This window comes from Streptomyces sclerotialus (genome assembly GCF_040907265.1).
GTDB lineage: Bacteria > Actinomycetota > Actinomycetes > Streptomycetales > Streptomycetaceae > Streptomyces > Streptomyces sclerotialus.
This window is the reverse complement of record NZ_JBFOHP010000002.1, coordinates 5632011-5649366: the sequence shown is the minus strand read 5'-3', so window position 1 is coordinate 5649366 and position 17356 is coordinate 5632011. Positions and strand designations below refer to the sequence as shown.

Genomic DNA, 17356 nt, shown 5'->3' with positions numbered 1-17356 from the left:
TCAAACGGTCAATGACTCGATGACACGCCGCTCGGGCCCCTAGGATTCCCCTTATCACCTCACCGGTCTCTTTCGACAGGAACCCCATGAGCGACACTTCCTCCCCCTTCGGTTTCGAGCTCGTGCGGCGTGGGTACGACCGCGGTCAGGTCGACGACCGCATTACGAAGCTCGTCGCCGACCGCGACAGCGCGCTGGCCCGTATCACCTCGCTGGAAAAGCGCATCGAGGAGCTCCACCTCGAAACGCAGAATGCCCAGGCCCAGGTCAACGACGCCGAGCCGTCCTACGCGGGCCTCGGTGCCCGGGTCGAGAAGATCCTCCGTCTCGCCGAGGAGGAGGCCAAGGACCTGCGCGAGGAGGCCCGCCGGGCCGCCGAGCAGCACCGCGAGCTGGCCGAGTCGGCCGCCCAGCAGGTCCGTAACGACGCCGAGGCGTTCGCCGCCGAGCGCAAGGCCAAGGCGGAGGACGAGGGCGCCCGGATCGTCGAGAAGGCCAAGGGCGAGGCGCAGCAGCTGCGCTCCGACGCGCAGAAGGACGCGCAGTCCAAGCGCGAGGAGGCGGACTCCCTCTTCGAGGAGACCCGCGCGAAGGCCGCCCAGGCAGCGGCCGACTTCGAGACCAACCTCGCCAAGCGCCGCGAGCAGTCCGAGCGCGACCTCGCCTCCCGCCAGGCCAAGGCCGAGAAGCGGCTCGCCGAGATCGAGCACCGCGCCGAGCAGCTCCGCCTGGAGGCCGAGAAGCTGCGTACGGACGCGGAGCGCCGGGCCCGCCAGACGGTGGAGACCGCGCAGCGCCAGGCCGAGGACATCGTGGCCGACGCCAACGCCAAGGCGGACCGTATCCGCAGCGAGTCCGAGCGCGAGCTGGCGGCGCTGACGAACCGCCGCGACTCCATCAACGCCCAGCTGACCAACGTCCGCGAGATGCTCGCGACGCTGACCGGTGCCGCGGTGGCCGCCGCCGGCAGCCCGGGCGAGGAGGAGTCGTCCCGCGGTGTGCCGGCCCAGCAGGGCCGCTGACGCGGCGTTCAGCCGGGTTTCCGCCTCCGCCCCGTGCCGTGTTCCGCGGTGCGGGGCGGTCGCGTGTCCGGGCGCGGTGACTCGTACGGGCGCGGTGACTCGTACGGGTGCGGGTCTCGTGCCCGTGCGGGCCGTATCGCGGCCTGGCGGCCGCTCGTCCTCGAGCGCCGGACGGGCTCGAATTGCCGGGCTCGCCCTCGTGCAGCGGACGGGACGGCGGCATAGGCCCGTACGGCTGCATTCCGGCGGCGGGCAGGGCGTGCCGCCCGTACCGTGGCCGCATGATCGAAGTTGACGGGCTGACGAAGCGGTACGGCGAGAAGCTCGCCGTCGACCGGCTGGCCTTCACCGTCCGGCCCGGCATCATCACCGGCTTCCTCGGTCCCAACGGCGCGGGGAAGTCCACCACCATGCGGATGATGCTCGACCTGGACCATCCCACCGCCGGCACGGTCCGCATCGACGGCAGGCACTACCGGCAGCTGAGGGACCCGCTGAAGTACATCGGCGCCCTGCTGGACGCCAAGGCGATGCACGGCGGCCGCAGCGCGTACCACCACCTGCTCTGCCTGGCGCAGAGCAACGGCATCCCGCGCGCCCGTGTCCACCAGGCGCTGGACACGGTGGGCCTGACCGCCGTCGCCAAGAAGCGTGCCAAGGGGTTCTCGCTCGGCATGGGCCAGCGCCTCGGCATCGCCGCCGCGCTCCTCGGCGACCCGCGGATCCTGATGTTCGACGAGCCGGTCAACGGTCTCGACCCCGAGGGCATCCACTGGATCCGCAACCTCATGAAGGGCCTGGCGGCCCAGGGCCGTACGGTCTTCGTCTCCTCGCACCTGATGAGCGAGATGGCGCTGACCGCCGACCACCTCGTCGTCATCGGGCAGGGCCGGCTGCTCGCCGACACCTCCATGGCCGACTTCATCCGGCGCAACTCGCGCAGCTACGTACGGATGCGCTCGCCGGAGCACGAGCGGCTGCGGGACGTGCTGGCGGCGGCCGGGCACGCCGCCGTACCGGCCAAGGACGGCGCGCTGGAGATCGACGGGGTGAGTGCCGACCGGCTGGGCGAGCTGGCCGCGGCGCAGGGACTGGTACTGCACGAACTCAGCCCGCAGCAGGCGTCACTGGAGGAGGCGTTCATGCAGCTCACCGCGGAGTCGGTGGAGTATCACGCGCATTCGGACACGGCGGGCCCGGCGGGGCCTGCCGGGCCTGCGGGGCCCGCCGGACCGGCGCCGGGGCCGGGCGCGGGCCCGCAGCCGGGGTCCGGCGGCGGCTGGGGCGAGGACTGGCGGCGGAAGAGGGGGCACTGACGATGGCGGTGGTCTCCCAGGTCGTCGGTTCGGAGTGGACCAAGATCAGGTCGGTGCGCTCCACGGTGTGGACGCTGGGCATCGCCGTGGTCGTCACGGTCGTGCTGGGCGCGCTGATCTGCCTGCTGGTGAAGAACGACTTCGGGTCCATGCCGGCCCGTGAGCGGCTGACCTTCGACGCGACCAACACGGCCTTCGCCGGGATGGGGCTGGGCCAGCTCGCGATGATCGTCTTCGGGGTGCTGGTGGTCTCCAACGAGTACAGCACCGGCATGATCCGCACCTCGCTGGCCGCGGTGCCCCAGCGTGGCACCTTCCTGTTCAGCAAGCTCGCCGTGGCCACCGTGCTCGCGTTCGTCGTGGCGCTGGTGACCGGCTTCCTCACCTTCTTCGTCGGCCAGGCCATGCTCGGCCCCGACCTGCGGGTGGCGCTGGGCGACCCGGGCGTCCTGCGGGCGGTCTTCGGCGGCGCGCTCTACATGACGCTGATCGCGCTGTTCTCGATGGGCGTCGCCGCGATGCTGCGCAGCCCGATGCTCTCGCTGGGCATCCTGATGCCGTTCTTCTTCCTCATCTCCAACATCCTGGGCACCGTCTCGGCCACCCGGAAGATCGGCCGCTACCTCCCCGACCAGGCGGGCCAGCAGATCATGAAGGTGGTGCTCACCGGCGACGCCCCGTACGGGCCGTGGGCCGGGCTCGGCATCATGGCCCTGTGGGTCGTCGCCGCGCTGGCCGGCGGGTACCTCATGCTCAAGAAGCGGGACGCATGACCTCCGTACGGGCCGCCGGCCTCGGTGCCGTGCCGGTCCTGGAACCGCTCAGCTATCCGGGACGGCCGGTGACGGAGCCCGCGCTGCTGGACGGCCAGGCCCTGCTGCCGCTCACCGCCGTCCCCGGACCGCACCGGGTCGGCGGCTGGCGGCTGGGCGCCGACCCCGACCGCACGCTCGACGACGTGCTGCGCGCCCGTGACCTGCCGCTCACCGGACGGCGCCACCCCGTCCTCGCCGTGGGCTCGAACGCCTCCCCCGCCCAGGTCGCCTACAAGCTCGCCCAGCAGGGCCTCCCGGTGGCCGTCCCCATGGTCCCGGTGCGCGTCGGCGGCATCGGCGTGGGCAGCTCGGCGCACGTCGGGACGCCGGGTTACGTGGCCGCCGCGCCCTTCGCCGACCCGGGCTCCGAGGTGACGCTCGTCGCGGGCTGGCTGGACGCCGACCAGCTGGCGGTCGTGGACGCCACCGAGGCCCGCTACCACCGGGTGCTGCTGCCCGGCGACCGGTTCCCGATGACGCTGCCCTCCGGGGAGCGGCTGAGCGGCGCGTACCTCTACGTCAGCCGGTACGGCGTGCTGGCCGGGCCGGACGGCAGGCCCCGGCCCGCCGGGGCGCAGCCGGCGCTGCTCGCCGCGCTGCTGGCCGGGTCGGCGGCGCTGCGGCGGCTCCTCGGGCCCGATCCGCGGACGTGGGTGCGGCGGGCCGCGGCGGACGGCGCGGTGCGGGCCGCGGCCCGGCAGGTCTTCCGTGCGGAGGGCCGGGTGCTGCCGCAGCCGGAGTTCACCCCATATGTGGATGATGGCGCCGAGGTCCTGACGTACGACGAACTGCCGCCCATCAGGGGCGGCGCGGGACTTCGTGGGTCACCGACACGCGGGGATTGAGTGGAACCGTCAATGGCTCGATAGCCTCCTAACCCTCACGGGGGCATGAGGTCATTTCGGCATGCCGTGCCCCACACCATCTCGCGAGGGGCGGAGAATGATCGAGGCAGTCGGCCTGACGAAGCGCTACGGCGCCAAGACGGCCGTGCACAACCTGTCGTTCCAGGTACGGCCGGGGACCGTCACCGGCTTCCTGGGGCCCAACGGGTCCGGGAAGTCCACGACCATGCGCATGATCCTGGGGCTGGACACCCCGACCTCGGGGCACGTGACGATCGGCGGCCACCCCTTCCGCAAGCTGCCGAACGCGCCCCGCCAGGTGGGCGCACTGCTGGACGCCAAGGCCGTGCACGGCGGCCGCAGCGCCCGCCAGCACCTGCTGTCGCTGGCCCAGCTCTCCGGCATCCCGGCGAGCCGGGTGGACGAGGTGCTGGGCCTGGTCGGCCTGCAGGACGTGGCGAGAAAGCGGTCCAAGGGCTTCTCGCTCGGCATGGGCCAGCGCCTCGGCATCGCCGCCGCGATGCTCGGCGACCCGCAGGTGCTGCTTTTCGACGAGCCGGTCAACGGCCTGGACCCGGAGGGCATCCTCTGGGTCCGCAACCTGATGAAGCAGCTGGCGTCGGAGGGCCGTACGGTCTTCGTCTCCTCCCACCTGATGAGCGAGATGGCGCTGACCGCCGAGCACCTGATCGTGATCGGCCGCGGGCAGCTGCTCGCCGACATGAACGTCAAGGACTTCATCGCGGCCAACTCCGCGGGCTTCGCGCGGGTGCGCACGCCCGACACGGAGCCCGGCCAGGCCGAGAAGCTGACCGCGGCGCTGAGCGAGGCGGGCGGCCAGGTCGCCCCCGAGCCGGACGGCGCGCTCCGCGTGACCGGGCTGCCGCTGCCGCGGATCAGCGACCTGGCGCACGAGGCGGACGTCCGGCTGTGGGAGCTGTCGCCGCACCAGGCCTCCCTGGAGGAGGCGTACATGCAGCTGACGCAGGGCGCGGTGGACTACCGCTCGGCGGTCCCGCCGCAGGGCGTGCCGGGCGTCATGCCCGGTGCCGTGCCTGGCGTGGTGCCCGGCGCCGTGCCCGGTGGGCTGCCGCCGCAGGGGTTCGCGGGTGCCCCGTACGCCGGACAGCCCGGCCCGTACGGAGCGCCGCCGCAGGGCGCGCCGGTCCCCGGCCCGTACGGAGCGCCCCAGCCGCAGCCGCAGGCCCAGCCGCAGCAGCACGCCGCCCCCGCCGACCCGACCCAGCAGCACAGCGAGGACGCCCGATGACCAGCCCCGACCAGCCGCAGCAGCCGCAGCAGCAGCCCCGCCAGGACGAGGGCACGATGATGCTGAACCTGAACCGGCAGCCGGGCGCACAGCCGCAGCCCCAGCAGCCCCCGGTCCCGGCTCAGCCGCACCCCGCCCCGCATGCCGCCGCTCCCCCGCAGGCGCAGCTGCCCGGGTCCGGTTACGTCTCGCCCATACCGGTGCGGCGGGCGCACCTGGGCCATGCGCTGGCCTCGGAGTGGACGAAGATCAAGTCGGTCCGCTCCACGGTGTGGACGCTCGGCGTGATGATCGTCCTCGTGGTCGGCATCGGCGCGCTCACCGGTCTCGGCATCTCCGCGAGCGGCACGGACCTGAGCGGCGCGTCGCCGCTGGGCTTCGGCATGTTCGGCATGCTGCTCGGCCTGATGTGCGTGATCACGCTGGGCGTGCTCTGCGTCTCCTCCGAGTACGGCACCGGCATGATCCGTACGACGCTGACCGCCTGCCCCAGCCGGGCGCGGGTGCTCGCCGCGAAGGCGATCGTCTTCTTCCTGCTGTCCTTCGTCGTCACCGCCGTGACCTCGGCGGTGGTGGCGCTGATCCTCAGCGGCATGCTCGGCGGCCAGGGCGGTGCCGAACCGAGCGGTACGGACTGGTTCAAGGCGACGGTCGGCGTCAGCCTCTACGTCGCGGTGCTCGGGCTGCTCGCGCTGGCCGTCGGCGCGCTGCTCCGGCACTCGGCCGGCGCCATCACCATCATGATCGGCCTGGTGCTGCTGCCGCTCGTGCTGGCGATGTTCATGATGGCGGAGAGCCTGTCGGACCTGCGCGAGTGGCTGTTCGAGTACTCCATCCCCAACCAGCTCGGCACGATGTACAGCAACACCGTGACCATGTCGGGGCCGTCCGGCTGGGAACCGCTGTGGATCATGGCCGGAGTGACGGCCGTCGTGCTCGGCGGCGCCTTCGTGGCGCTGAACCAGCGGGACGTGTAGCCCGCCCCGGGAGCCTGCGAGGGACCGGCCGGGGGAGGCCGGAAAGCGCCGCGCCGGACGTCAGTATCTGGGCGCGTTACGGGACCGCTGGAGCCGGGCGCTCCGGCGGTCCCGCGCGTTCCAGCAGGCCTTGTGCCAGTGTCTGCGGTCGTCGCCGTCGCTGTGCCGCGGCCAGGCCACCACATGCGGCACACCGGGCGGGATCTCCTGGTCACAGCCCGGGCAGCGGTAGTGCTTGGCCGCGGCGCCGCCGCCGATCTGCCGGACGTACCACTCCTCGCCGCGCCACTCCTCCGTACGCTCCAGTCCGTAGCGGCTGCCGCCCATGCGGTCCGAGGGCTTCTCACCGCCGCGTGGACGGTTTCGACGGGGGGACACTGGGCACCTCGGGACTTCTCTGGGGGAGTAACGGCCTGTCACCAGCCTACGGTGCGGGACCGGCGTCCCGGACCCCCTGTCGTAATGCTGCGATCATCAGGAAACTTCGGCGGGAGCCGTGCCCTTGGCACGTGTCAGCCGTTGTTGCCTGTAAGGGGGATGTCGCGTCGGCTGCGAGGAGGCAGAAGAGCGATGCGCGTTGGGGCTTTCATTCTGGCCGCCCAGTTTCCGGGCCAGGGCGAGGGGGAGACACTGCACCGGGCCGTCCGGTCCGCCGAGGTGGCCGAGGAGGCCGGGCTCGACGACGTATGGGTGGCCGAGCATCATTTCGTGCCGTACGGCGTCTGCCCGTCGGCGGTGACCCTGGCGGCGCAGCTGCTGGGGCGTACGCACCGTATCGGGGTCGGCACGGCCGTCAGCGTACTGCCGACCGCGCATCCGGTCGCGCTCGGTGAGCAGGCGGCGCTGCTGCACCTGACGTCCGGCGGACGGTTCACGCTCGGCGTCGGGCGGGGCGGGCCGTGGGTGGACCTGGAGGTCTTCGGCTCCGGGCTCGCGGCGTACGAGGAGGGGTTCCCGGAGTCCCTGGACCTGCTGCTGCGCTGGCTGCGCGAGCCGCGGGTCGGGGCCGACGGGGCGCGGTACGCCTTCCGGGACGTGGCGGTGGTGCCGCGGCCCGCCGAGGAGCCGGCCGGGCGGGACGGCCCGCCGGTGGTGGTGGCCTGCACCTCCCCCGGTTCCGTGCGGCTGGCGGCCGAGCGCGGCCTGCCGATGCTGCTCGGGATGCACGCGGCGGACGAGGAAAAGGCCGAGATGGTCGACTGCTGGCGGCGTACGGCGCTGGCCGCCGGACGGGATCCGGCCGAGGTGGCCGCGGCCGGGCATGTCACGGCGGGCGTGGTGCAGATCGCCGACACGCGCCAGGACGCCAGGGAGATCCTGCTGAAGTCGATGCCCGGCTGGCTGCGCCAGGGGCTCGCGGCCCATGTCACGGTCGACGGCCGCCATCGCGCCATGCGTGACCCGCTGGCCTATACGGAGCTGCTGTGCGGGCTCCATCCGATCGGGACGCCGGACGACTGCGCCGACCGGCTCGCGGCGACGGCGGAGAAGACGGGCATCACGCGCTATGCGCTGCTGGTGGAGGGGTCCGGTGACCTCGCCACGACGGAGGAGAACGTCCGCCGGCTGGGCAAAGAGGTCCTGCCGGTACTGTCCTGAAGCCCGCGCGCGTCGCGGGGCCGGGCGAGAGGACCCCGGGGGCTGGGGGGTCCGGAGAGATCCTTCATGTGCCCGGCGAGCGGTCCGCCCGCCGGCGGGGCCGCGGGGCCCCGCCGGCGGACCGTGGTCCGATGCCGCCGCTCACGTACTGGCGCCGTGCGCCACATCCCGCGTACGGGGCGGCGGCAACTCCGGTCAGCAGTCGCGCAGTTCGGGCGACTGGTTGAGCAGCTGGCCCCGGACGGAGGTGAAGCGGGCCAGACGGTCGTCCACCGCCGGGTCGAGCGGGAAGACCGCGACCCGATGGCAGTTCTGGAACGCCAGTCGCACACCGAAGTGGCGCTCAAGCGACCCGCGTATCGCGTCACTCGCCAGCGCTCGCAGCAGTTGGCCGCGCGCCTGCTCGTCGGGCGGCGGGGTCTGATTGTCGGCGAACTCTCCACCGTCAGCCTTCAGCCGGGCCACCAGCGAGCCGATCATCTCCCATGCATAGGGCAGAGAGGTCCGGACGCAGTCGACGAATGCGGCTTCGTCGACTTCGCCTCGCTCGGCCTGTTCGAGGAGGGCCGGTGAGACGTCGAGCGACATGAGGTTCTCCTCTCGCGGCTCCATAAGGGGCGGAGCCTCAGGGACAGGGCAAGGGATCGCCACGCAGCGTGTCCGCGTCACAACCCCCCGCGTCAACGGTATTCCGCCTTTCTTGACCGCACCAGGAGATTGCGCACACAACCGGCCACGGGAGTCCGCCGGAGCTGCGGCGGTTTCGGCCGCAACGTCGCGTGCGTACCGGGTCTGCTGCCGTTCGAGTGTTCCGGGCGTGCGGTACGGGCGAATCGCGTGCACCGCCCGACGTCGAGTAGCGTGGCGCACCATGCGTCTCGTCATCGCCCGTTGCTCCGTGGACTACGCCGGCCGGCTCACCGCCCACCTGCCCTCCGCCCCCCGTCTGATCCTGGTCAAGGCAGACGGCAGCGTCTCCATCCACGCTGACGACAGGGCCTACAAACCGCTCAACTGGATGTCCCCGCCGTGCACGCTCAAGGGCGGCGACGGTGACGTGTGGACCGTGGAGAACAAGGCCGGCGAGAAGCTCATCATCACGATGGAGGAGATCATGCACGACTCCTCCCACGAGCTCGGCGTGGACCCGGGGCTCATCAAGGACGGCGTGGAGGCGCACCTCCAGGAGCTGCTCGCCGACCGGATCGACACCCTCGGCGAGGGGTACTCCCTGATTCGGCGTGAATACCCCACCGCGATCGGCCCGGTGGACATCCTGTGCCGGGACGCGGACGGCGCCACCGTCGCGGTGGAGATCAAGCGGCGTGGCGAGATCGACGGCGTGGAGCAGCTGACCCGCTACCTCGAACTCCTCAACCGTGACCCGCATCTCGCCCCGGTGAAGGGCGTGTTCGCGGCGCAGGAGATCAAGCCGCAGGCCCGGGTGCTGGCCACCGACCGCGGTATCGGCTGTGTCGTCCTGGACTACGACGCGCTGCGTGGCATCGAGGACGACAAGCTGCGGCTGTTCTGAGCCGCCCGGCCGCCCGCCGTACGTACGCACCGGCCCGCCCGCGAACGTCTCGCGGGCGGGCCGGTGCGTACGTACGGCGGCACGGAGCCGGTCCGGCCGTCAGGCCGTCGGCTCACCCGCTCCGGAGGCGGTGCCGCTGGGTCCCGCGCTCATCGGGCCGCTCGCCGAAGGGCCGCCGCCCGTGGTCTCCGACGGGCTCTGCGAGCCGCCGGTGGTCGGGTCCTCCGTCGGCGGCTCCTCCGTGGTCGGCTCACCGGTCGGCGTGGTGGGGTCCTCCGTCGGCTCGGTGGGCCGGCTCGTGGGCGGCGTGGGCCTGCCGGTCGGCTTCCCGGTGGGCGGCGTCGGCTTGCCCGGCGTCGTCGACGGCTCGCCCGTGGAGCCGGTCGGCTCGTCGCCGGGCTCCGTGGTGCCAGGGGTGCCGGGGCCGTCGCTGGTGGCCGGGGCGCCGGGGCGGGTGGTGCCCGACGTGGCGGGCTCGCCGGTACGGGCGCCGGTACCGCTGTTCCAGTGGCCGGAGTCGCTGCTCGAACCCTGGCTCGGCTCGTCGGCGGTCAGGCCGCCGCCGTCCTTGCTCTCCTCGGCCGACTGTTCCGACTTGACCTTGTCGGCCGGACTGTCGCCGCCGGACGTGGCGCCGAGCGTGACGATCGTGCCGAGGACGGCGGCCAGCAGGGCGCCCGCGCCGGCCGCGACCAGATTGCGGCGCGCGCCGGTGAACACCACCCGCTTCTTCTTCGCCGGCGCCGCCGGGGCTGCGCCGGACGTGACAACGGGGGTCACCACGGTCGCCGCGGTCTCGTCCACCCGCGGCACCGGCGTGGTGATCGCGGTCGGGGACCCGGGCGGCGAGGCCGACTCGTCCGTCCCCACCAGCGGCACCTCCTCGCCGGCCGCCGCCACCGCGGTCGCGGTGACCTCGGGCGACACGGGGACACCGGTACGGTCGGCGACCAGGGCGAGGGCCCGCCGCCCCGCGACGGCGCCGCGCCGGTCGGCGAGCGCGCCACGCAGCCCGATGGACGCCTCCAGCTCGGCGCGGGCCTTGTCCAGATTGCCCAGACAGAGCGCGAGGACGCCCAACTCGTGGTGGAAGTAGGCCTCTTCGGCGACCTCCCCGGCGATCCTGGCGGCCTCCTGGCCGTACCGGAGGCTGCGCTCCCAGGCGTTCCACCGGAGGGCCGCGGCGAAGGCGGGGGCCGCGGTACGGGCGAGCAGCACGGCGGCGCTGGCGTGTCCGGACTCCCGGCTCGCGGTGAGCCGGGCCATCACGGCGAGCAGCGCGTCGGCCTCGGCCGCCGCCCGCTCGGGGGCGACCGAGTGGTGCCCGGCCCACCAGGAGTAGTGCTGGGCCGCCGCGTGCGCGCGGCCGGCGGCACCCTCGGCGTACCCGGCGGCGGTGAGCTGGTCCAGGACCGTCGCCGCGAGGCGGTAGTGGGTGCCGGCGGGGCTGATGAGCCCGCAGGCCAGCAGGTCGCCGAGGACCGCGTCCGCGTGGCTGTCCTTGAAGAGCGCCGGCAGGTGGGCGGGGTGCGGGAGGTCGCCGCCGAGGGCGACGGCCAGCCGCAGCGTGTCCTGCGCGGCCGGCGCCAGCCGCTCCGCGATCAGCGTGGCGAACGAGCCGGCCTGGGGGATGCCGGGCAGCGGCGGTACGTCGTCGGAGCCGGCCGGTCCGGCGGTCTCCGCGCCGTCCGCCGTACCGTCCTCGGGCGCCGCGGCGCGGAGCCGGTCGCGCTGCCGCAGGACCGCGCCGGCCTGCAGGAAGCGCAGTGGCAGCCCTTCGGACTCGAACCAGAGGTCGCCCGCCCAGGCGGCCTCCTCCTCGGTGAGCGGCCGGCCGGCGGCGCGCTCCAGCAGCTCCTGGCAGGCGGCGCGGCCGAGTCCTGAGACGAAGACCTCTTCGATGTGCGAGGCGGCGGAGGGCGCGGGCACGTCGGGCGTGGCCACGAGCAGGAAGGCGCACTCGGGGGTGGCGTCCAGCAGCTCCTCCAGCTGCTCGCCGCCGAACTCCAGGTCGTCCACGACCACCACGGCGCCGACGCCGGCCAGCGCGGTGAGCAGCTCGGGGCGGCCCGGCCGGTACGTCGGCGCGCGGTGCACGGCGGCGAACAGGTCGTACATCAGGTCGGTGGCCGTACGGCGGTATCCGGAGAGCCGGACGACGCCGTCGGGCGCGAGGCCGGCGCAGGCGGCGGCGACCGCGTCCAGCAGCCGGGTGCGCCCGGCGCCCGAGGGGCCGGTGAGGCGTACGGAGCGGCCGCGGGTGAGCAGCCGGGTCAGCCGCTCGGTCTCCTCCTGGCGCTCCAGCAGCGGGAGCTGGTCCACGGGGTGGGTGAGGCCGCCGGGCGGTACCGGCGGCGCGCTCGTCGCACGGGTGCGCTCGGCGCGCTCCTTGGGCGTCTGCTTCTGCGGCGTGCCCGGCTCCTCGCCCGGCGGGGTCGGCTCGATCTCGCTGCCGTCGACGGGGTTGACGGTGAGCAGATAGTCGCCGGTGACCAGGCGGGCGGTGCGTGCCGGGCCGTCCGGCGGCCCGGACGGCCGGCTGCCGGTGCCGGACGGAAGCGGGCCGGCAGGGTGGTCCTGCGCGCTGTGCTCCTCCGGCCGCCGGCCGTTGTGCGGATCCATGGAATCGAGCCCCCCAGATGCGTGGCGTGCCGAACTGCGCTCCCGGCCGTCCGCACTCCCCGACCGGACCGGGGCGGGTGGCCCCGGCCGCCTTCTGGTCCGGTGTCCGCCGCGGCCGTTCGGGACGCGACGAAACCGAACATTAAGCCTTCGGACAGTATCTACGATGCGCCGGGGTCCTGCTCTGACCGGTACGTCACGGATCTTCGGGATCAGTGGTGTTTTGTACCGCTCCTGCCTCTCACTTCTCGTCGGTCGTACGGCCCCTCGCAGGTCGCACGGCCCTCAGACGCGGGGCAGCGACTCCGCTTCGATGCCGCCCTCGATGGCGAGAATGCGATGCAACCGTGTGGCCACGAGGAGGCGCTGCATCTGGGGTGGCACCCCGCGCAGCACGAGCCGGCGGTTGACACGGCCCGCACGGCGGTGCGCGCCCATGATCACGCCGAGTCCGGTGGCGTCCCAGGAATCGAGTTCGGTCAGGTCCAGCACCAGGTCGCCGCAGCCTGAGTCGACGGCGGTGTGCAGGGCCGTACGGGCGTCCGCCGCGCTGCGGACGTCGAGGCGGCCCCCGACGACCAGCTCGGCGTGGTCGCCCTTGATGTGCATATGCGCTCCCCGTGATGATGCGAAATGTTTTTTGCGTCTACAGAACTGACTGCCTCTCACACGACGAAGTTGCCGCCTGTAAGCGAACCGATACCGAAATCACTCTGCCGAGTGACGACTGAACAGGTGTGGCATCGGACCGTGCGGAAACCCCGGCGCCGCCCGAGCCGGGGTCCGGGGCGCGGGCTTTCTTCAGTCCGCGCCCGCTCTCAGGCCCGGACTCTCAGTGCTCGTAGAATCCCTGCCCGCTCTTGCGGCCGATATCGCCTGCATCCACCATGCGGCGCATGAGCTCCGGCGGCGCGAACTTCTCGTCCTGCGATTCGGTGTAGATGTTCTCGGTGGCGTGCAGGAGGATGTCGACGCCCGTGAGGTCGGCGGTGGCCAGGGGGCCCATCGCATGACCGAAGCCGAGCCTGCAGGCGGTGTCGATGTCCTCGGCGGTGGCCACGCCCGACTCGTACAGCTTGGCGGCTTCGACGACCAGCGCCGAGATGAGCCGGGTGGTGACGAATCCGGCCACATCACGGTTGACGACGATACAGGTCTTGCCGACCGACTCGGCGAACTCCCGCGCGGCGGCGAGCGTTTCGTCACTGGTCTTGTAACCGCGCACCAGTTCGCACAGCTGCATCATCGGCACCGGCGAGAAGAAGTGCGTGCCCACGACCCGCTCGGGGCGGGAGGTGGCCGCCGCGATCTTGGTGATCGGGATGGCGGAGGTGTTGGAGGCCAGTACGGCGTCCTCCCGGACCAGCTTGTCCAGCTCCTGGAAGATCTCCCGCTTGATCTCGATCTTCTCGAAGACGGCCTCGACGACGATGTCGGCGTCGGCCGCCGCGTCCAGGTCGGTGGTGGTGGTGATGCGGGCCAGCGCCTGCTCGGCGGCGGCCGCTTCCAGCTTGCCCTTGGCGACGAACTTCTCGTAGGACGCCTCGATGCCGCCCCGGCCGCGGGCCAGTGCGCCGTCGGTGACGTCCCGCAGGGTCACGTCCCAGCCGGCCTGTGCCGAGACCTGCGCGATACCGGATCCCATGAGTCCGGCCCCGATGACGGCGAGCTTCCTTGCCACTGAACGACCCCTCACGCCCTGTGCACTTCACGATGTCTTCCGGCGACGTTAGCGCTCGTTCGCCGCCGTTGGGAGTACCGCGAGATGTGCGTCCTGTCTCACATGACGGACATCACACCGCTCAGCCCGCCGCGCGCACCGCGTAGTTGAGGACCCGTTCGCTCAGCAGGTCCTCCACCTCGTCCAGCAGGAGGAGCGCATCGCGGGACACCTCGGACGGCTTGCCCCCGGCGACCATGGCCCGGCCGACGTACTCCATGAGCGTGGCGTGCACCCAGTTCAGCTGCCCGGCCACGAGCAGCGGCAGCAGGTCCCCCTCGTCGGCACCGGTCTCCTCGCGCAGCGTGCACACCAGGTGCTCGGCCGTCTCCTGCTGGACGTACCACAGCCGCGCCTTGAGGGCGGCCGATCCGTGGATGACCCGCATGAACTGCTCGTACCCCTCGAACAGCCCCACCTTCGGCGAGACCGTCTCGACCTCCTCGCGCAGCTCGCGCAGGACCGCGGCGGCGGCCGACTCCCCGGCCCCCCGGCCGCGCACCCAGCGCGAGAGCCGGTCCACGACCCCCTTGCTGCGGTCCAGGAACAGGTCCTCCTTGGCCGGGAAGTAGTTGTAGACGGTGTTGACGGAGACCTCGCAGGCCTCGGCGATCTCCGCGACGGTCACCGCGTCGAAGCCACGCTCCACGAAGAGGCCGGTGGCGACGTCCGACAGGTACTGCCGGGTCTGCCGCTTCTTCCGCTCGCGCAGCCCTTCCTTCTTCGGCCCCTCACTCATGGCCCCCATCTTAGGCATGCTTGTGCGGATTGAAAATTTGGGGGCATTGCAAATTTGTGGTGACTCTGTTTTTCTTGCCGTCATGCCCGCCATCACCGCCTCCGGACTGTCCCGGACCTTCGCGACCAAGCGCGGCCCCGTCGAAGCGGTCCGCTCCGTCGACCTCACCGCCGAGCGCGGCGAGATCGTCGGCCTGCTCGGCCCCAACGGCGCCGGCAAGACCACGACCCTGCGCATGCTCACCACGCTGCTGCCGCCCACCGGCGGCACCGCCACCGTCGCCGGCTGCGATCTCGCCCGGGACCCGGCGGGCGTCCGCCGACGGACCGGCTACGTCGCCCAGTCCGGCGGCGTCGACCCGGCCGTCTCGGTACGCGAGGAGCTGGTCTCCCAGGGCCGGCTGTACCGGCTCGGCAAGGCCGAGGCCACGGCGCGCGCCGGCGAACTCGCAGCCGACCTCGGCCTGGAAGGACTGCTGGACCGGAAGACGGCCGCACTCTCCGGAGGGCAGCGGCGCCGGCTCGACCTCGCCATGGGGCTCATCCACCGTCCCGAAGTGCTCTTCCTCGACGAGCCGACCACCGGCCTGGACCCCGGCAGCCGCGCCGACCTGTGGGACCTGGTCCGCCGGATCCGTGCCGAGCACGGCACCACCGTCGTGCTGACCACCCACTACCTCGACGAGGCCGACGCGCTCGCCGACCGGCTGGTCGTCGTCGACCAGGGCGTCGTCGCCGCCGAGGGACCGCCCGCCGCGCTCAAGAAGCGGTACGCCGGCTCGGCCGCCGCCTCCCTCCAGGACGCCTTCCTCGCCCTCACCGGCCGCTCGGTCCCCACCGAGGACCCCGCCCCCCTCTCCGTCTGAGGAGCCCGCCCCGATGTCCGCACTGCTCTCCGACACCGCGCTGGTCTTCGGGCGCTACGCCCGCCAGACCCTGCGCTCGAAGTTCCAGATCCTCTTCGGCACCCTGATGCCGCTGCTCTACCTGCTCTTCTTCGGCCCGCTCCTGACCGGCCTCCCGCTCGGCTCCACAGGCAGCTCCTGGCAGGTGCTGGTGCCCGGCCTGCTGCTCCAACTCGCCCTCTTCGGCGCCTCGTTCTGCGGCTTCGCGATCATCCTGGAGAAGAACTCCGGGGTGCTGGAGCGCATGCGGGTGACACCGGTCAGCCGGCTCGCGCTGCTGCTCGGCCGGGTCCTGCGCGACGTCCTGCTCTTCGTCTTCCAGGCGGTGCTGCTGGTCCTGGCGGCCCTCGTCATGGGCCTGCGCGCACCGCTGGGCGGCATCCTCATCGGCTTCGGCTTCGTCGCGCTGCTGGTCGTCTCGCTCGCGTCGCTCTCGTACGCGCTGGCGCTGAAGGTCCGTACGCCCCAGGAGTTCGGCCCGGTCATCAACTCCCTGACCATGCCGGCGATGCTGCTCTCCGGCCTGATGCTGCCGATGGCGCTCGGCCCCGGCTGGCTGGACGCCCTCTCGCGCGTCATGCCGCTGCGCTATCTGGTGGACGCGGTACGGGACGCGTACGTGGGCCGGTACGCCACCACCGCCATGCTGTACGGCGTCCTGGTCGCACTCGCCTTCGCCGCCCTCTCCGTGACGGTCGGCACACGTGTCTTCCGGCGGGCCGGGGCATAACTACGCTGGCGGAATGGTCAATCTGACGCGCATCTACACCCGCACCGGCGACCAGGGCACCACCGCCCTCGGCGACATGAGCCGGACCGCCAAGACCGATCTGCGGATCGCCGCCTACGCCGACGCCAACGAGGCCAACGCCGTCATCGGCAGCGCCATCGCCCTCGGCGACCTCCCCGAGGAGGTCGTCAAGGTCCTCGTCCGCGTCCAGAACGACCTCTTCGACGTGGGCGCCGACCTCTCGACGCCGGTCGTGGCGGACCCGGAGTTCCCGCCGCTGCGGGTCGAGCAGGCCTACATCGACAAGCTGGAGGCCGACTGCGACCACTTCCTGGAGCAGCTGGAGAAGCTCCGCAGCTTCATCCTGCCCGGCGGCACGCCCGGCGCGGCCCTGCTGCACCAGGCGTGCACGGTCGTCCGCCGCGCCGAGCGGTCCACCTGGGCGGCCCTGGAGGTGCACGGCGAGACCATGAACACGCTCACCGCCACCTACCTCAACCGCCTCTCCGACCTGCTGTTCATCCTCGCCCGGACCGCGAACAAGGAGCTGGGCGACGTGCTGTGGGTGCCGGGCGGCGAGCGCTGAGCCACTCCCTCCGGCCCTGGTCAGGGCTTGGTCAGGGTCCGGGGCCGGTCCCCCGCGCCGTCCCCGGACCCGTACCGCTCCGGCTCCCGCTCCCCGTTCTCCGGCTGCTTCGGCTGCTTCGGCTGCTTCTGCTTCTTCGGCCAGATCGTGTACGTGAGCGCTATCAGTCCATGGATCGCCACGGCGCGGGCCACGCCGGTCTGCCACATCCGCAGGGAGGCGGTGTCGCCGTCCCCCACGTACTGGATCGCGGCCTGCAGCAGCCCGGCCGCGACCGCCGCCGCCACCACGGTGCGCAGCCACAGCTTCCACTCGTACACCGCGCGCGCCCTGTCGTACCCGGGGCCCGGCGGCTTCGGCCCGCCCGCGAACCGGTACGCGAACTGCCCGTCCGCCCACCGGATCAGGTAGTGGCCGTAGGCGACCGTGAAGCCGATGTAGACCGCCGCCAGCCCGTGCTTCCAGTCCGCCTGCGCGCCGTTGCGGAGGTCGAGCACCGTCACCACGAGGAGGACCACCTCCAGCAGCGGCTCCATCAGCAGCACGGCGGCCCCGGTCCGCGGCATCCGCGCCAGATAGCGCAGCGCCAGCCCCGCGGCCAGCAGCACCCAGAACCCGACCTCGCACAGCACGACCAGCGTCACGATCACGGCTCGCTCCTTTCCCTCCCCTCCAGC

At 72.5% G+C, this 17356-nt stretch carries 18 protein-coding genes; 11 read left to right on the top strand and 7 right to left on the bottom strand.

The genetic code is table 11. The annotated features are described in order from the left end of the window. Window positions 1-86 precede the first annotated feature (86 nt). The 6 genes from AAC944_RS25130 to AAC944_RS25105 all read left to right on the top strand — a co-directional run bounded on the left by AAC944_RS25130 (window position 87) and on the right by AAC944_RS25105 (window position 6245). Window positions 87-1022 (top strand): coiled-coil domain-containing protein, encoded by a 936-nt coding sequence (locus AAC944_RS25130; RefSeq protein ID WP_030621260.1) that lies wholly within the window; start codon window positions 87-89, stop codon window positions 1020-1022. A gap of 281 nt (window positions 1023-1303) precedes the next feature. Continuing rightward, window positions 1304-2338: an ATP-binding cassette domain-containing protein gene (locus AAC944_RS25125; RefSeq protein WP_030621258.1), complete on the top strand. Its 1035-nt coding sequence runs from the start codon at window positions 1304-1306 to the stop codon at window positions 2336-2338. A gap of 2 nt (window positions 2339-2340) precedes the next feature. After that, on the top strand, window positions 2341-3111 hold the full coding sequence (locus AAC944_RS25120; protein WP_030621256.1) for an ABC transporter permease: 771 nt from the start codon (window positions 2341-2343) through the stop codon (window positions 3109-3111). Continuing rightward, window positions 3108-3998 carry a hypothetical protein gene (locus AAC944_RS25115; protein WP_063760003.1) on the top strand — a complete coding sequence of 297 codons (891 nt, stop codon included), beginning with the start codon at window positions 3108-3110 and terminating at the stop codon, window positions 3996-3998. The genes AAC944_RS25120 and AAC944_RS25115 overlap by 4 nt, the downstream gene beginning before the upstream one ends. A gap of 97 nt (window positions 3999-4095) precedes the next feature. Continuing rightward, complete coding sequence (locus AAC944_RS25110) at window positions 4096-5268, top strand: ABC transporter ATP-binding protein (RefSeq protein WP_030621251.1); 1173 nt, start codon at window positions 4096-4098, stop codon at window positions 5266-5268. A 59-nt stretch (window positions 5269-5327) separates the two neighbouring features. Then, window positions 5328-6245 (top strand): DUF2705 family protein, encoded by a 918-nt coding sequence (locus AAC944_RS25105; protein WP_030621248.1) that lies wholly within the window; start codon window positions 5328-5330, stop codon window positions 6243-6245. 60 nt (window positions 6246-6305) lie between these two features. Here the strand turns inward: AAC944_RS25105 and AAC944_RS25100 are convergent, their stop codons facing one another. After that, on the bottom strand, window positions 6306-6623 hold the full coding sequence (locus AAC944_RS25100) for an Rv1322 family protein (protein ID WP_030621245.1): 318 nt from the start codon (window positions 6621-6623) through the stop codon (window positions 6306-6308). A 192-nt stretch (window positions 6624-6815) separates the two neighbouring features. Between AAC944_RS25100 and AAC944_RS25095 the strand changes: the two genes are divergently transcribed. Next, the gene (locus AAC944_RS25095) at window positions 6816-7844 is read left to right on the top strand and encodes an LLM class flavin-dependent oxidoreductase (RefSeq protein WP_030621244.1); all 1029 of its coding nucleotides are present in this window, start codon (window positions 6816-6818) and stop codon (window positions 7842-7844) included. A 195-nt stretch (window positions 7845-8039) separates the two neighbouring features. Here the strand turns inward: AAC944_RS25095 and AAC944_RS25090 are convergent, their stop codons facing one another. Beyond that, complete coding sequence (locus tag AAC944_RS25090) at window positions 8040-8432, bottom strand: SCO5389 family protein (protein ID WP_030621242.1); 393 nt, start codon at window positions 8430-8432, stop codon at window positions 8040-8042. A 283-nt stretch (window positions 8433-8715) separates the two neighbouring features. Between AAC944_RS25090 and nucS the strand changes: the two genes are divergently transcribed. Beyond that, entirely contained in the window at window positions 8716-9378 is a 663-nt protein-coding gene (nucS, locus tag AAC944_RS25085; RefSeq protein WP_030621241.1) for an endonuclease NucS, read from the top strand. Window positions 9379-9477: 99 nt separating this feature from the next. Here the strand turns inward: nucS and AAC944_RS25080 are convergent, their stop codons facing one another. From AAC944_RS25080 to AAC944_RS25065, 4 genes are all read right to left on the bottom strand, one after another. Then, window positions 9478-12000 (bottom strand): tetratricopeptide repeat protein, encoded by a 2523-nt coding sequence (locus AAC944_RS25080; protein ID WP_030621238.1) that lies wholly within the window; start codon window positions 11998-12000, stop codon window positions 9478-9480. Between the two features lie 285 nt (window positions 12001-12285). After that, window positions 12286-12609: an STAS domain-containing protein gene (locus AAC944_RS25075; RefSeq protein ID WP_030621235.1), complete on the bottom strand. Its 324-nt coding sequence runs from the start codon at window positions 12607-12609 to the stop codon at window positions 12286-12288. A gap of 223 nt (window positions 12610-12832) precedes the next feature. Then, window positions 12833-13681: a 3-hydroxyacyl-CoA dehydrogenase family protein gene (locus AAC944_RS25070; RefSeq protein WP_030621232.1), complete on the bottom strand. Its 849-nt coding sequence runs from the start codon at window positions 13679-13681 to the stop codon at window positions 12833-12835. A gap of 121 nt (window positions 13682-13802) precedes the next feature. Next, window positions 13803-14459 (bottom strand): TetR/AcrR family transcriptional regulator, encoded by a 657-nt coding sequence (locus AAC944_RS25065; protein WP_037772984.1) that lies wholly within the window; start codon window positions 14457-14459, stop codon window positions 13803-13805. A gap of 82 nt (window positions 14460-14541) precedes the next feature. Between AAC944_RS25065 and AAC944_RS25060 the strand changes: the two genes are divergently transcribed. Genes AAC944_RS25060 through AAC944_RS25050 form a run of 3 tightly spaced genes read left to right on the top strand, consistent with a single transcriptional unit; the run spans window position 14542 to window position 16679 of the window. Next, the gene (locus AAC944_RS25060) at window positions 14542-15324 is read left to right on the top strand and encodes an ABC transporter ATP-binding protein (protein WP_030621225.1); all 783 of its coding nucleotides are present in this window, start codon (window positions 14542-14544) and stop codon (window positions 15322-15324) included. 13 nt (window positions 15325-15337) lie between these two features. Beyond that, the gene (locus AAC944_RS25055; RefSeq protein ID WP_030621223.1) at window positions 15338-16093 is read left to right on the top strand and encodes an ABC transporter permease; all 756 of its coding nucleotides are present in this window, start codon (window positions 15338-15340) and stop codon (window positions 16091-16093) included. A 13-nt stretch (window positions 16094-16106) separates the two neighbouring features. Next, window positions 16107-16679 carry a cob(I)yrinic acid a,c-diamide adenosyltransferase gene (locus tag AAC944_RS25050; protein WP_030621221.1) on the top strand — a complete coding sequence of 191 codons (573 nt, stop codon included), beginning with the start codon at window positions 16107-16109 and terminating at the stop codon, window positions 16677-16679. Between the two features lie 20 nt (window positions 16680-16699). On the opposite strand, the gene AAC944_RS25045 is transcribed toward AAC944_RS25050, so the two are convergent. Further along, complete coding sequence (locus AAC944_RS25045; RefSeq protein ID WP_030621218.1) at window positions 16700-17329, bottom strand: hypothetical protein; 630 nt, start codon at window positions 17327-17329, stop codon at window positions 16700-16702. Window positions 17330-17356: the final 27 nt, after the last annotated feature.

Excerpts from the sequence above, each read along its gene's own strand:
- AAC944_RS25090 (WP_030621242.1), bottom strand. The coding sequence starts at position 8,432 with ATGTCGCTCGACGTCTCACCGGCCCTCCTCGAACAGGCCGAGCGAGGC.
- AAC944_RS25075 (WP_030621235.1), bottom strand. The coding sequence starts at position 12,609 with ATGCACATCAAGGGCGACCACGCCGAGCTGGTCGTCGGGGGCCGCCTC.
- AAC944_RS25110 (WP_030621251.1), top strand. The coding sequence starts at position 4,096 with ATGATCGAGGCAGTCGGCCTGACGAAGCGCTACGGCGCCAAGACGGCC.
- AAC944_RS25120 (WP_030621256.1), top strand. The coding sequence starts at position 2,341 with ATGGCGGTGGTCTCCCAGGTCGTCGGTTCGGAGTGGACCAAGATCAGG.
- AAC944_RS25065 (WP_037772984.1), bottom strand. The coding sequence starts at position 14,459 with ATGAGTGAGGGGCCGAAGAAGGAAGGGCTGCGCGAGCGGAAGAAGCGG.
- AAC944_RS25055 (WP_030621223.1), top strand. The coding sequence starts at position 15,338 with ATGTCCGCACTGCTCTCCGACACCGCGCTGGTCTTCGGGCGCTACGCC.
- AAC944_RS25115 (WP_063760003.1), top strand. The coding sequence starts at position 3,108 with ATGACCTCCGTACGGGCCGCCGGCCTCGGTGCCGTGCCGGTCCTGGAA.
- AAC944_RS25130 (WP_030621260.1), top strand. The coding sequence starts at position 87 with ATGAGCGACACTTCCTCCCCCTTCGGTTTCGAGCTCGTGCGGCGTGGG.
- AAC944_RS25050 (WP_030621221.1), top strand. The coding sequence starts at position 16,107 with ATGGTCAATCTGACGCGCATCTACACCCGCACCGGCGACCAGGGCACC.
- AAC944_RS25095 (WP_030621244.1), top strand. The coding sequence starts at position 6,816 with ATGCGCGTTGGGGCTTTCATTCTGGCCGCCCAGTTTCCGGGCCAGGGC.
- AAC944_RS25060 (WP_030621225.1), top strand. The coding sequence starts at position 14,542 with ATGCCCGCCATCACCGCCTCCGGACTGTCCCGGACCTTCGCGACCAAG.
- nucS (WP_030621241.1), top strand. The coding sequence starts at position 8,716 with ATGCGTCTCGTCATCGCCCGTTGCTCCGTGGACTACGCCGGCCGGCTC.
- AAC944_RS25080 (WP_030621238.1), bottom strand. The coding sequence starts at position 12,000 with ATGGATCCGCACAACGGCCGGCGGCCGGAGGAGCACAGCGCGCAGGAC.
- AAC944_RS25105 (WP_030621248.1), top strand. The coding sequence starts at position 5,328 with ATGCTGAACCTGAACCGGCAGCCGGGCGCACAGCCGCAGCCCCAGCAG.
- AAC944_RS25125 (WP_030621258.1), top strand. The coding sequence starts at position 1,304 with ATGATCGAAGTTGACGGGCTGACGAAGCGGTACGGCGAGAAGCTCGCC.